The organism is Danxiaibacter flavus, from assembly GCF_041060425.1.
In the GTDB taxonomy this organism is placed as follows: domain Bacteria; phylum Bacteroidota; class Bacteroidia; order Chitinophagales; family Chitinophagaceae; genus Danxiaibacter; species Danxiaibacter flavus.
On record NZ_JAULBC010000006.1, the window covers coordinates 377,470 to 391,336 of the forward strand.

Below are 13,867 nucleotides of genomic sequence, written 5' to 3' on the forward strand. Positions count from 1 at the left end.
TCTGCAATTGCATTGAGGAATATTCTTCTTATAATTAAAGGGTTTTGTGCTCATGTGTTATCGGTTCAAAATTTTATCAAAAAACTGTTCAGTATGTCGGGACTTGTTAAATTTCGTTTTCTGTTCTGTTTGGCAATGATTGCTTCATTCAGTTCGAATGCTCAGGTGAGCTTCAGTACGGATTATTTTAAAATAAAGATCGATGATCGGGGATACATCACAAGTATGATGAATATCACGAAGAAGCCTAACCGTGAGTTTAGTCCTGCCGATAAACCTTCGCCATTAATGAGTCTGTATGACAGTAAAAAAAATAGCTACTATCAGCCTGTTAAAGCCAGCTATGCCAAAGCTGATAAAAAAATTAAGCTGCATTATCCCAACGGGTCGGTGGCTGCAATAACCATAGAACCCAAACAAAAATATTTTAAGTTAACCCTTCAATCACTTGCGCCGCGCAATGGAATTGATGCTATTCAGTGGGGCTCTCTTCATACCAATATCACCAACCTGATGGGTGAAATAATTGGCGTGAGCCGCGATACGAGCGATGCCGTTAATTACGCCATAGGCATGCTTGCTTTAAACGATAACACGTTGGGCGGGATAGCAGAGACAGTAGCTGATGCGGCTCCTTTTCAGTATATTATTCATTCGCCTGACCATAAGTGTTATCCTTTGCCTGACAGCTTGCACGAAGGCCAGGTTTTTTCGCTGGGAGGGGACGGTATTAGTGATGTGGCGTTTTATTCACATAAGGAACCCTGGTTCAGGATCATGTATGGCAATGCCGCACTCGTGGATAAAAAAGGAAGAATATCTATCGCCTACCAATCGCGCGACCGGTCTTTGAGTAGAGAAGTAAATTATTCACTTATTCCCCATATGGCTGCCAATACACCTAACCACATTCAGGTACAACCCCTGCCAGGCGTGGATTATATCGGCTCTTCCGTTGCATTGTGGGGCAGTCCGGACAGCACGGCTTTAACCGATGTTATCCGGAATATAGTGTTGCTGGAAAAACTGCCTTACCCAACCATCAACGGAAAATGGGTGAAAGATCCTGTCGCGTATGTTCCTGATGCTATTGCAAATGGAGGCTTGTATGACAGTATAATTTCCTATACTTCAAGATTGGGTTTTAAAACAATCAGTTTATATGATCAGGGTTTTCTAAGACCCGATCGCGGCAACAATGGTTATATTGACGGAAAGGAATTTGAAAAGAAAAGCCTGAAATTGACGGGCGAAAATGTTTCGCATAAAGCGTTTTCTGAGATGGCCGCTAAATATGGCATTACTATCGGAAGAACGACGATCACCAATTCTCTTGCGCCCGGTACCAAAGATGCAAGCCCTGTTCCGAGCGACAGTTTGTGTTATCAGCAAAAACGTTTGCTGACAAAAAGTATCAGCGCTACTGATACGATCATTACAGTGGACGACCCAGCGCATCTTGAAGAAATTGCCAGTTGGGAGGGGCATTGTGCCGATCTCAATATGATTAAAATTGGCAAAGAGCTTATTTACTATATGGGTGTTTCCAACACAAAACCATACCGGCTTTTGCAGGTAAAACGCGGCTACTGGAAAACCCAGCCTGCAGCCCATGCAGCCGGCGATACCATTTTAAAGTTACAGGTGACTGTTAATTACGGGTACGATGGCATTATCCCGAATATGCAGTTGCAGGATGAAATAGCGAAATACTACGCGGACGTTTGTTCAATCAATGGTTTGCGCTATTATGATTTTGATGGTCAGGAATTTTTATTTAATAACGGGCATGGATATTACTCGGCTAAGCGTTTCTTTCGAAAAATGTTTGAAAGAGCAACGGAGTTGGGCATTTCATCCATCCGGTTTACGGGAGCTACTTTGTCCGAAGGCTCCTGGCATTATCAAAGTATCTGGAATGTAGGTGGCGGCAAAAACTTATACGATGTAGATACGCGTGAATGGGGAAGTACAACAAGCCAGGGCAAAGATCTGAGAGATGTAACCTATGCTAATTTTTTTCCTGTGGGCATGGGGGGCAATTTTCCCATTAACGCCAAATCAAAAGTAGAAGATTACGAACATGTACAGGCGATCTCTGTAGGCGTGGGAACAACATACAGTTTAACCCTGAATCAAAAAGAAGTAGAAAGCTGTCCTCAAAAAGACGCCATTTTCCAAGCTGTCAGAACATGGGAGAATGCGAGGGCAGCCAATGCATTTCCGCGATGGGTAAAGAAAGAACTGGCCGATGCTTCTCAATCATTTCATCTTGAACAAATAGATGAGAACCGTTGGAATTTATATAAAACAAAAGCAGATGGATCGGACAGGAAGTTGTTTGTTCAATTATCAGGAGATAAAGCTTATCGGGCTAACGCATCCGGTGCAAGTCACTAGATAAGGGATTTTATATTTGCGGGATCAATGTGATTTAGTTAAGCACAAGCATGTACTCTGTGTACCTCTGTGTCTTCTCAGTGCCACTCTGTGTAACCTTTTTTTGTTAAAGTCGTGCAATTCTATGTTGAATAAAGCGTTTTTGATATTTATAATTTTATCAGCTTCGGTAATCTGCAGTTTTGGCCAGGATGATTTGGATCTTCAGAAAATGATGCCATCGGAAATTGATTCATCAGATATATTTTATTCAAAAGATTATTACACATGGTGCAGCAGTGTTATTAAGGGTGATGACGGAAAGTTTCACATGTTTTATTCAAGATGGCCACATGGTAAACACGCGTTGGATGATGATTCACTTAATTATATTTTCGACGGTTTCCAGGGTTGGCTCAAATATTCCGAGATAGCATATGCGGTAGCTGACAAAGCTGAAGGACCTTATCATTATGTAAAAACAATATTGAAAGGTGATGGTGATGCGAATAGATGGGACAGATTCACCATGCACAATCCACAGGTCCGAAAGTTCGGTGATTCTTATTATCTCTACTATATCAGCAATTCATTTGATTCAGCTTTTGCAGTTGCAAACAGCAGCAGTAACACAAAAGAATGGAATCATTGGCTTAAATATAATTGCACACAAAAGATCGGCGTGCTAAAGGCCCGGACAATCACAGATCTGGTCAACGGAAAATATGAAAGATCATTGCAACCGATTATGGAGGCCGACAATGTGCACACTTTTGAGGTGACTACAAACCCTTCGGTTACGCAAGGAGCGAATGGTAAGTATTACATGATGTATAAGTCAAGAAAGCCCAATGTTGGCAATATGACACTTTGGATGGCGCAAAGCAATACGCCCGATGGTATATTCAAAGAAATTGCAGAAGTATTTACAACACCGGAGATGGCTTGTGAAGATCCTTGCCTGTGGTATGATAAGCAAAGAAGAAGATTTTATGCACTGGTTAAATATTATTCCAACAGCGGAGTGCTTGCACCTCAGTTTGGGGCACTTGCATTGATTACTTCTATTGACGGTATGCGTTGGACAAAAGCCATGCACTCGCTCGTGTCGCTAAAAGAAATACAATTTAAAGGTCAACGCAGAATTGATTTGGCACATCTGGAACGGCCTTTCCTGTTAACCGGTAAAAACGGGCAGCCACAGGCTATATTTGCGGCTGCTTCTATCAGTGAACCAGGAAGAATGAAAGCCACTGAAGTAGAATTCACTTCAAATACTTTCAATGTATGCTTTAAGCTTAAAAGCAAATAAGCCATTCGCTTTTGCTTGCAGCCTGAATTTCGGCAAATGTCTACAGGATATAACTATTTGAATGATGAACTTTAGTGCATCAGCTTCTCTTGTTATCCCTTCATAAACAATGCTGTCAACCGGCAGGTATGTGGTAAGGTATCATCTGCATTATTCATACCGCCGGTATCAGCGCCAATTTCGCTTCATTTGCAGGACGAAACTGTTTAAGTTCTTTCCTCTTTTTTGTTATATACGAATAGCTTTTGAGCAGCTAGCTGTTTATCCATTCTTCAGCGGTAAACACATCCGCCTGGCGGGAGAATACTTTTTGCATTAGTATCTCATGTACTTCCAGATCTCTGTCAGCACAGCAATCTGACAAAACGGTTAGTTTATAATCTTTGTCAGCAGCCTGTCTGAGGGTCGATAAAACCACACCGCTTGTCGCAATTCCGGCAAGTACAAGATGATTGATATTGAAGCTTCTTAAAACTACTTCAAGGTCGCTGCCGGCAAACGCACTCACGCGACGTTTGATAACTGTGAGCTCATTTTCGAGTGGTTGCAGCAGCGGATGTATTTTTATGAAATCCTGCATGTTTACATTGGCGAACATTTCCTTAGCTACTGCAAAGCTTTTATTGTTGCTGCTGATCTCTGGCGAGCTTTGTCTGAAACCTACCACGACGTAAATAACGGGAATGCCTTTTTGATGCGCATTGTCAATGGCTCTTCTCGTCTCTGCTATAACATGGTCTGCGTTGGCAAGTTGGCTGAAAATGGAGATCTGCATGTCCATTACCAGCAATGCGGTGCCTTGTTTGTTTTGTTCCATCTCTGGTGAATTTTATAGTTTATTAATTCAATGTGTTTAGTTAGTATACATCGTCAACTTTGGGAGATGTCTCCTGCCGCCGACATGACGATCCTGGCTTGTCGGAAAAAGTAATCACAGCAGCTCTATTGATCCTTATGTAATAATGAGGAAGGCTGCACCCGCATCGTCACCTCGACGATAGGAGAGGTCTCCCGAATATTGATCTGCTCATGATATTTTATGCGAGCTTGATATTGACAACTTTAACTCATCGACATTGGTTTGTCAATTGATGCGATTACTGTTGCTTCAGCCTGCTCCGTTTCAATTACATCTTTCTGTCGCTTTTTATTTGTTTTGTGAAGCCGCCAGAAAATAAAGGAAATGACAATTGCAATTATCCCCTGTAAAAGCATTGTTGCCGGAGCGCTGATCTTTTGAGATATTGTTCCTGTCAGTAAACTGCCAAACGGAAGCATGCCGAAATAGCCGAGTGCCACATAACTCATTACACGTCCTCTCATGTGCGGAGCTGATTCTGTCTGCACAATCGTAATGCCCGCTGTCATGGGCATTAGTGATGCAAAGCCAATTATTATACAGAATGGGATTGCTACGTGAAATGTATTGATTCGTGAGAAAAGAATCAGGCCGGTGCCCAATACGGCAATGCTGCCTATAAGCACCTTCCTGAGATCAGTTCCTTTTTTCAGCGATGCCAGTAGCATGCTGCCGGCAATTGCGCCGAGACCAACAAAACTTGTGATGTAGCCGAAAGTGCCTGCATTCCCTTTAAAGACAGTTTTTGCGAAAACCGGCATTAACGTATCGTATGGTAATACAAGCAGACCCAGTAGCATGATGATTAAAAGTGCCAAACCGATTGCGGGTGTTTGTTTCAAATAACTAAAGCCTTCAGCGAGTTCAGTAAACACTTTCTTTTTTGACTGCGGCGGCGTAAACTTAGGTAAACGCATCAGCAGGAGAGAGGCAAGTACGGCCAGGAAGCTCAATGCATTTAATGCAAAACAAACGCCGGCACCAAATGACTGAAGAATGATGCCCGACAAAGCAGGTCCTGTTAATCGGGCAATATTTACCATTGCAGAGTTGAGCGCCAGTGCGTTGGCAATATCATTCTTGTCGTTTACCATATCGTGTACCATCGGTTGCCTGGCAGGGGTATCAAATGCATTGATTATACCCAGGACGACACTAAGCGATAATATTCCCCAGACAGAATAATGTTGAGTAAGTACTAATGCGGCCAGTAAAACAGCCTGTATCATGGATGCTGTTTGTGTAACCAACAATATTTTATAACGGCTGTACCTGTCTGAAACAATACCTCCATAAAGAGAAAGTAAGAATGAAGGAAACTGTTGGGCGAAAACTGAAAGTCCCAGCATAAAGGCGGAGTGCGTTAGCGAATACACCACCCAGCTTACGGCTGTGCGCTGCATCCATGTACCGATCTGCGAAACGGATTGGCCGCAAAAGAACAACGTATAATTCCTGTTTCGGAAAGCCCTGAATGCACCATGTTTTTCATTGTTAGTCATATTTTTAATAGCGTTTTGTCAATTCGACAAAAAATGATAAAATGTCGAAAGTCGTCCAAAAAAAATTATTTTTCAATTCCCTGCATAGCCATCTTTGTAAGCATATTTACTGCGGCTTCTATACGGCCGGAATTCTTTTCAAATACCATTTCACGCTTTAAACCATGCAGGCTGCAAAGCAATACAAAGACCATCATTTCCAGATCTTTAGAAGAGATTGCAGGAAACTCTTTGCTTTTTACGCCGTCCATTAGAATTTGTTGTAACAGCGCTCCTTCTTCTTTCATAATGCGTTTGCTGATGTTACTCTTTTTTTCCGAGTAAAGCGATATCTCGTCAGCATTCATGCCGGCTTCCATTGCAGTGAAGAAGCCTTTTTTCTTTTTAGCTACTTTTATCTTGGTGCTACAGAATGCCCTGATCTTTTCTTCTGTGTTGCTTTGTTCGTTTACCGCTTTGGAGAGCTCTGTAAGAATATCTTTTATTTCAACATTTACAACCGCGTCAAAAATCTCATCCTTGTTTTTATAATAGTAATAGATGGAACTTCTTCCTTTGCCTACAGCTTTTGCAACATCATCCATCGTAACTTTTTGAAAACCATGTTTCTGAAAAAGTTGTTGGGCAGCCTGTAATATCTGCTCCTGGATAATATCTTCTCTTCGTACGCTTGTTGTGAGCATTTGGAATAAAATAATCGATCTGCAAAATTAATGCATTTAGACAAAACGACAAAAAATGTCAAAATGTATGGCAGTTTGGAGTGACGCAACGGCTGGATAATACTCCATTCAATATAATAAAGAAACCGGGGACCTGCCTCTTCTGATGTATGTGCATCAGCATAATTTGTTGTTGGTATGCCCACTCGTTCCTATACTGCATATCAACAACGGTAGGCTTCGAACCCGGTTCGGTCAAAATAAACTTGCTATAAACACTAATAATTCTACCCTGATTGAATAATCACGCTGCCGCCGTTGTTCGGTGTGCAGGGTTGCTATGTGGCGCAGGGCACCAACAACCAGTTTTGCTCTTTAAAACTTCTCGCACGCGTAAGTTGCGATATTTATTGATCCATGCAACAAGACCATTTAATCAGCATAGTTTGTAATTGGTACACCACACTCATTTCCATGCTGCATACAATGCGGACTTCGAACCTGGTTCGATCAAAAAAAAATGGCTAAAAAGTAAAGAACATTCCAAAAGTTAAATACGTTCTATTTCCAGAGTTTAGAGCTGCCTAGTATTGCGTTTAGATTCGTCTACATGAAATTACAAACAAGAAATCCGGCTACTTCATTGGCTGAACAAGAAAAAGGCATTGCACCTGTTTATTCTCTCAGAGACCTGGTCATTTATTTTTTAAGGCTAGGCTCGTTGGGTTTTGGAGGCCCTGTAGCATTGGTGGGCTACATGCACAGGGATCTGGTAGAACAAAAAAAATGGATAACGGAAGAAGAATATAAAGAAGGTCTGGCGCTTGCACAATTGGCGCCGGGGCCGTTAGCGGCACAATTAGGTATTTACCTGGGCTTTGTTCACTACCGGGTTGTAGGAGCTACATTAGCTGGTCTGGCTTTTGTATTACCATCTTTCGTTATGGTGGTAGTGCTTGGCATTTGTTACCGGCTATTTGGCGGGCTGCCATGGATGCAGGCCGTCTTCTATGGCGTTGGCGCAGCGGTCATAGGCATCATCGCTATGAGTGCTTACAAACTCACGGTGAAATCCGTAAGCAAGCTCCAGGTGAATGCCATTAAAACCAACTGGCTCCTTTGGATATTGTATTTAACAGGCATTGTTGTAACGGTCGTTACACAATCAGAAAATATTCTTCTGTTTGTTTTTGCCGGTTTGCTATATATGCTGGTAAAGACGCCTCCGCAATGGCTAAGCCGCGATGCGCGGTTGTCTTCTTTCTTTTTATTAACCGGCATAAACTTTTGGGATTTTCAAACAGACACATTGTGGAAAATAGCTGTTTTCTTTTTAAAAGCAGGTGCGTTTGTTTTTGGTAGCGGGCTGGCGATTGTTCCCTTTCTTCATGGCGGCGTTGTAACGGAATACCACTGGCTCAGCGAACAACAATTTGTCGACGCTGTTGCGGTAGCCATGATCACTCCCGGTCCGGTTGTTATAACGGTCGGGTTCATTGGCTATCTGGTAGCTGGTTTTCCCGGCGCAGCGGTTGCAGCGTTGGCAACATTTCTTCCATGCTATCTCTTCACAATCTTGCCCGCGCCTTACTTTAAAAAGATTGCCAGGAACAAACCGGTTAAGGGTTTTGTAGATGGCATCACCGCAACTGTTGTCGGAGCCCTTGTAGGCGCCGTCATCATAATCGCGACACGTAGTATTACAGATATTGCTACTGCTATAATAGCCATTGTTGCAGTTTTATCCCTGATCTATTTCAAAAAAATTCAGGAACCAATTATCATATTAGTGGCTGCAGTCATTGGTGTGGTATTAAAAATGTTATTATGAAACGTATTGTATTTTCGCTGGTATGTCTCTGCTGCATTGGAACCATTCAGGCTCAGGTTGATTCTGCCGGGATCGAAAAAGTATTCGGAAAAAAAGGCGCTGTACAAGGTGGTGTTTATAAAGTGACCTTTACACGTAGCGACTTAAAAGTGCAGATCAATGATTTTTCCGTGGCGCCGGGCCTGGCATTTACTTCATGGATCGCGTTCATGAAAATGGGGAACGAAACGATGATGATGGGAGACCTTGTAATGCAGGATGCGGAAGTGGCAAAGGTTGTTAGTAAGCTCGTCAGCTTAAAGCTCGAAATAACAGCTATTCACAATCATCTTGTAAATGAAAGACCTGCTATTAAATACCTGCACTTTTCAGGCCATGGTGATGCAGTTGATCTTGCTCAAAAAATAAAATCAGTGCTTGGTGTTACAGCAACACCGTTATCTTCTCCTCCTCCGCCGCCCCAGGTTAATGTTGACTGGTCCGGCGTTGAAAGCGTGCTGGGGAATAAAGGTAAGCATGTTGGTAACCTGCTTCAATACAGTTTTGTACGTAACGAGCAATTGACTGAGGGCGGTATGCAAATGCCTCCTGCCATTGGCATGGCGACTGCAATTAATTTTCAAATGGATGGAAATAAAGCAGGTATCACCGGTGATTTTGTATTGCTGGCAGATGAAGTAAATGCTGTGATAAAAGCACTGACTGAAAATGGAATAGCTGTCACTGCCGTTCATAACCACATGTTGTATGATAATCCACGCCTCTTCATGCTGCACTTCTGGGCCGTTGATGACCCGGCTAAATTGGCCGCCGGCTTAAAAGCCGCGTTGGATAAAACGAATTCGAAAAAGTAGGTCTTTTTTATTTGATGTCTCAGCGGTGTTGTAGCGTCTCGTCTGTTTTATCCAATGTATTTGTTATGTAATGAATAGCCCCGGGTGATAGCAGCATCCAAACCTGGTATAAGGTAGAAGCATTTGTTTGGCATCTAAATTGGATGCTTTAACCGGTACGCTTCGGCTGATTGGCCAGATGCTTAAACATTAAAAACAACCCAATGGCTATATTCTGCTATCATGCATCGCACGAACAGTTTGCACCGTCGCATTTGCTAAGACTGGCTGTGATGGCTGAACAGGCTGGCTTTAAGGCAATACATTCTTCAGATCATTTTCAACCCTGGAGCAAACGGCAGGGCAACAGCGGTTTTTCATTTTCATGGCTTGGGGCTGCAATGCAGGCAACATCTGTTCCTTTCAGTGTTGTTTGTGCGCCGGGACAACGTTATCATCCGGCGATTGTTGCACAGGCAGTTGCTACATTGGCTGAAATGTTTCCAAACAGATTTTCGGTGGAATTGGGAAGTGGAGAGGCCATTAACGAAGAGATCTCCGGCGATCCCTGGCCACCAAAAGATGTAAGGAATGAACGATTGCTTCAATCAGTAGAAATAATCAGGAAACTGCTGAATGGTGAAAAAGTAAGTTATTCCGGATTGGTAAAAGTGAAAGATGCAAGGCTCTGGTCACTTCCTGACCGGCCACCTGAACTATTTGGCGCTGCGCTTTCTTCCGAAACAGCAGAGTGGTGCGGTAGTTGGGCTGATGGACTGCTAACAACCGCCGGTGACCTGGAGCAAACCAAAGAAAAGATTGATGCCTTCAGGCGCACGGCAGGAACAGAGAAACCAGTGTTCATTCAGTTTTCATTTTCCTACGATACCTCCCGGGAGGAGGCTATAAAAGGTGCACACGATCAGTGGAGCGCAAATCTTGTATCACAGGATAAACTGGCTAATCTACACGAGCCTGAACATTTTGATGAAGCTGCCAGTGATGTTTCATTAGAAGATGTTGAGAATAAGGTAGAAGTTTTTACCAGCATAGATCGGCTGATTGAACATGCCGGCCGGTTTGAGGAACTTGGTGTTGATCGGATTATTCTTCATAACATTAATAAGAAGCACGAACAGTTTATTCAGCACTTTGGAGAAGTGTTTTCCCGTGCAAAAAGTATTTCGGGATAAACAACCGGTCAAAAGTTGCTATCCTGGCCAGGTCTATTCACCTGGTGCTGACAGGGATATTTGTTTGGAATACGCTTTAGGGCTTATTCCTTTTATTTCTTTAAAAAATCTGTTGAAATTGGATAAGCTGTTGTAGCCGCAGTTGTAAGCAATGCCGGCAATATGATTTTCTCCTTCGGCAATTAGCTTGCAGGCATGAGCAATACGTATTTCATTAAGAAATTCAATAAACGTCTTTTGTGTTCGTGATTTAAAATACCTGCAGAAAGACTGCTTGTTCATATTGGCTAACTCTGCAATGTGTTCAAGTTGAATATCACGTGTAAAATTGTTGAAAACGTATTTAAATACTTTGTCCATCCTGTCATTGTCCTTTGCGTGGTAAGTATTGACGTAGCCGCTGCTTGCCAACAGGTGATATTCATCGGTTTGAATGGCCACTTCAAATATTTTAAGCAATGTTATCAGCCGCGAAAGATTTTCCTGTTCCTTCAGCGTTGTTATCAGTTCCTTTATTTTCTCTTTTGTTTTGCCTTGAAAGCTAATTCCCCTTCCGGCATTTTTTAATAACGATTCCAGTTTTTTTACAGAGCCGAAATGGGATAATAGTTCGATCAGCTTCTCCGGATCAAAAAATATTGCGATAGAATGTGCAGATTTTTCCTGTTGATCTTTATCGAAATACTTGCTGTCATTGCACCAGACATGCGGAATATCAGAACCCAATAGTATCACTTCATCATTTGTAAATGTTTCTACGCTATCGCCAATGATCCGCTTGCCTTCGCTTTCGACAACATATACCAACTGGCATTCATGATGAAAATGAAATTCTGTCGAAAAATAGGGAAGATTCGTAACTCTTACGGCAAACACTTCTTTAAGATCTTCTGGTATTTTGGCAAAAACAGGTTTCATGTTAGCGGAAACTTCAAAAAAAGACAGTAATTACTGCTAAAATACGGAAATGGAGGCAAACGTGGGCGAACACCAGTCAATCGATACATTGTCTTAAAACGTTCATATATGCGTACATAGCATTGCAAAAAAATCTCCTGCTACATTATCTATTGCCTTTGTAATAGCTAAAAGCTAATACCTGACACCTCACGCCTGACACCTGACACCTGCCACCTTCTACCTCATTATGAATTTAAAATAACATCGACTATCTTAAGACAAGCGTTTGTGTAAATAATCCAATGCTAATATTGTGTTAGTATTGGTCAATTCGCTTTTAGTGTGTCCAACAGGATAAAAATAGTTTTGTTTACCTAATAACTGAAATAACATGCTTGCTGATAAAGTAGTGTTTCTTACCGGAGGTGCAGATGGAATTGGTTGGGAATGTGCCCTGGCTTATGCTAAGGCCGGTGCTACCGTATGTATTGCTGATATAAATCCTGGTGGTGAAAATAGAATTAATTTATTGCAGGGCGAAAAACATTTGTTCATCAAATGTGATGTAAGTTTTGAAGATGATGTAAAGCTTGCCATAGAAACGGTTATAAAAACGTTTGGAAGACTGGATATTGTTCACAACAATGCGGGAATAGTCAATCCATCAAAACCACTGCATACTACTACTAACCAGGAGTGGGAGAGTTTAATGAATATCAATCTTAAGAGCATTCTTTTCACCACCCGCTACGCGTTGGATCATTTGGCCGCATCCGAAGGAAATATTCTCAATACAAGTTCATTAGTGGGCTCCATTGGACAAGATAATCATGCAGCTTATGTAGCAACAAAAGGCGCTGTCAATGCGCTTACAAAAGCGATGGCGCTTGATTACGCAAAGTTGAAAGTGAGGGTGAATGCAGTTGCGCCTGCAGCCATAAAAACGCCTGCGCTTGATGCATGGAGCCAGCAACAACCAAACGTGTCAGAAATAAAGAATTACCTGAACAAACTCCAGCCACTGGGCGCAATGCCAGCCGGAGATGTTATTGCAGACGCCTGTGTTTTTCTTGTTAGTGATGCTGCCCGCTTTATAACGGGGTGCATATTGACGGTGAGTGGTGGCGCTGAGCTTGGTTATAAAATCCTGGTTTAAAATATTACATAATAAAGATGATCGTAAAAATTAAGACAAGGGACGCCCGTTACAAACTGGAAAAAGGGGCGGGAAGTGATGCTATACACAGAGATCCGCAATATGCATACGCCGTAACTGAATTGATCGACGACAGTGGCATTACCGGAACAGGTTTGGCTTTTACGTTGGGTGAAGGAAATGATCTTGTTTGCAAAGCCGCGGAGTTTTATGCGCAGCAGTTAATAGGAAAGGATATTGAAGAATTGATGGGTTCTTTTGGCTTGCTGTTTAATCGCTTTGCAAATGAACAGCAGTTCAGATGGCTCGGTCCGCACAAAGGAATTGTCCACCTGGCCCTGGCATCTGTTACCAACGCCTGTTTTGATCTTTGGGCAAAAAAGCGAGGTGTGCCATTGTGGAAATTATTGATAGATCTTACACCTGAACAGATTATAGGCCTGCTTGATTTTTCGTATATAGAAGATGAATTGTCAAAATCTGCAGCATTGGATCTGCTTCGTTCAACATGTGTAACCAGGCAGGAGCGTCTGTCAATTTTAGAAAAAGGATATACCGCATATGATACTTCTATCGGCTGGTTCAATTACTCGGATGAGGACATCAGAGCTAATTGTAAAAAAGCTGTAGCCGAAGGCTTTACTGCAATGAAACTGAAAGTAGGTTCTGCTGATGAAGAGCGTGATATACGAAGGGCTGAAATTGTTCGTGAAGCAGCGGGTGACCAGGTAAAGGTAATGCTCGATGCCAATCAGCAATGGGATCTTTCCAAAGCTCTTCGGATTTGCAAAAGATTGCAGCACATTAATCCTTACTGGATAGAAGAGCCAACGCATCCGGATGATATTTTAGCACACAAACGACTGGCTGATGAAATTGCGCCTGTTAAGCTCGCGTTAGGTGAACACGTGCCCAACAGCATCATCTTTAAAAATTATTTACAAACCGGCTGTGCAGGATTTATCCAGGTTGATGCAGTAAGGGTAGGAGGGGTTAGTGAGTTTATTCTTGTGAGTTTGTTGTGTAAGAAATTCGGAATCCCGGTTGTCCCTCATGTGGGCGATATGGGGCAATTGCATCAGCACCTCGTTCTGTTTAATCATATCTCGGTAGGTCATGAAGCTTTGTTCCTGGAACATATTCCTCATTTGCGTAAACATTTTGTTCATCCCGTGAAAATTGAGAACGGCGTGTATGTTACGCCGCAGGAAGCGGGAAGTAGTTGCGATTTAAAATAACC

11 protein-coding genes are annotated in these 13,867 nt (G+C 42.4%); 7 read left to right on the forward strand and 4 right to left on the reverse strand.

Features of this window, described 5'->3' with window-relative positions; translation table 11 throughout:
- Positions 1 to 93: 93 nt before the first annotated feature.
- On the forward strand, positions 94 to 2,400 hold the full coding sequence (locus tag QTN47_RS18705; protein WP_369330937.1) for a hypothetical protein: 2,307 nt from the start codon (positions 94 to 96) through the stop codon (positions 2,398 to 2,400).
- Positions 2,401 to 2,524: 124 nt separating this feature from the next.
- A complete protein-coding gene (locus tag QTN47_RS18710; RefSeq protein ID WP_369330938.1) occupies positions 2,525 to 3,691 on the forward strand; it encodes a glycoside hydrolase family protein in 1,167 nt (388 codons plus the stop codon).
- Between the two features lie 253 nt (positions 3,692 to 3,944).
- On the opposite strand, the gene QTN47_RS18715 is transcribed toward QTN47_RS18710, so the two are convergent.
- The 3 genes from QTN47_RS18715 to QTN47_RS18725 all read right to left on the reverse strand — a co-directional run bounded on the left by QTN47_RS18715 (position 3,945) and on the right by QTN47_RS18725 (position 6,735).
- Complete coding sequence (locus tag QTN47_RS18715) at positions 3,945 to 4,508, reverse strand: cysteine hydrolase family protein (protein ID WP_369330939.1); 564 nt, start codon at positions 4,506 to 4,508, stop codon at positions 3,945 to 3,947.
- A 245-nt stretch (positions 4,509 to 4,753) separates the two neighbouring features.
- Positions 4,754 to 6,052 carry an MFS transporter gene (locus QTN47_RS18720; RefSeq protein ID WP_369330940.1) on the reverse strand — a complete coding sequence of 433 codons (1,299 nt, stop codon included), beginning with the start codon at positions 6,050 to 6,052 and terminating at the stop codon, positions 4,754 to 4,756.
- A gap of 65 nt (positions 6,053 to 6,117) precedes the next feature.
- On the reverse strand, positions 6,118 to 6,735 hold the full coding sequence (locus QTN47_RS18725; RefSeq protein ID WP_369330941.1) for a TetR/AcrR family transcriptional regulator: 618 nt from the start codon (positions 6,733 to 6,735) through the stop codon (positions 6,118 to 6,120).
- A 589-nt stretch (positions 6,736 to 7,324) separates the two neighbouring features.
- Here QTN47_RS18725 and QTN47_RS18730 point away from each other — a divergent pair.
- From QTN47_RS18730 to QTN47_RS18740, 3 genes are all read left to right on the forward strand, one after another.
- The gene (locus tag QTN47_RS18730; protein ID WP_369330942.1) at positions 7,325 to 8,545 is read left to right on the forward strand and encodes a chromate transporter; all 1,221 of its coding nucleotides are present in this window, start codon (positions 7,325 to 7,327) and stop codon (positions 8,543 to 8,545) included.
- The gene (locus QTN47_RS18735) at positions 8,542 to 9,399 is read left to right on the forward strand and encodes a DUF1259 domain-containing protein (protein WP_369330943.1); all 858 of its coding nucleotides are present in this window, start codon (positions 8,542 to 8,544) and stop codon (positions 9,397 to 9,399) included. Before QTN47_RS18730 ends, QTN47_RS18735 begins: the two co-directional genes overlap by 4 nt.
- Positions 9,400 to 9,602: 203 nt before the next feature.
- Entirely contained in the window at positions 9,603 to 10,571 is a 969-nt protein-coding gene (locus QTN47_RS18740) for a TIGR03885 family FMN-dependent LLM class oxidoreductase (protein ID WP_369330944.1), read from the forward strand.
- 33 nt (positions 10,572 to 10,604) lie between these two features.
- Here the strand turns inward: QTN47_RS18740 and QTN47_RS18745 are convergent, their stop codons facing one another.
- On the reverse strand, positions 10,605 to 11,489 hold the full coding sequence (locus QTN47_RS18745; RefSeq protein WP_369330945.1) for an AraC family transcriptional regulator: 885 nt from the start codon (positions 11,487 to 11,489) through the stop codon (positions 10,605 to 10,607).
- A gap of 373 nt (positions 11,490 to 11,862) precedes the next feature.
- Here QTN47_RS18745 and QTN47_RS18750 point away from each other — a divergent pair, with 373 nt between their 5' ends.
- Positions 11,863 to 12,627 (forward strand): SDR family NAD(P)-dependent oxidoreductase, encoded by a 765-nt coding sequence (locus QTN47_RS18750; protein WP_369330946.1) that lies wholly within the window; start codon positions 11,863 to 11,865, stop codon positions 12,625 to 12,627.
- Between the two features lie 17 nt (positions 12,628 to 12,644).
- Positions 12,645 to 13,865: an enolase C-terminal domain-like protein gene (locus QTN47_RS18755; RefSeq protein WP_369330947.1), complete on the forward strand. Its 1,221-nt coding sequence runs from the start codon at positions 12,645 to 12,647 to the stop codon at positions 13,863 to 13,865.
- The last annotated feature ends 2 nt before the right edge of the window (positions 13,866 to 13,867 follow it).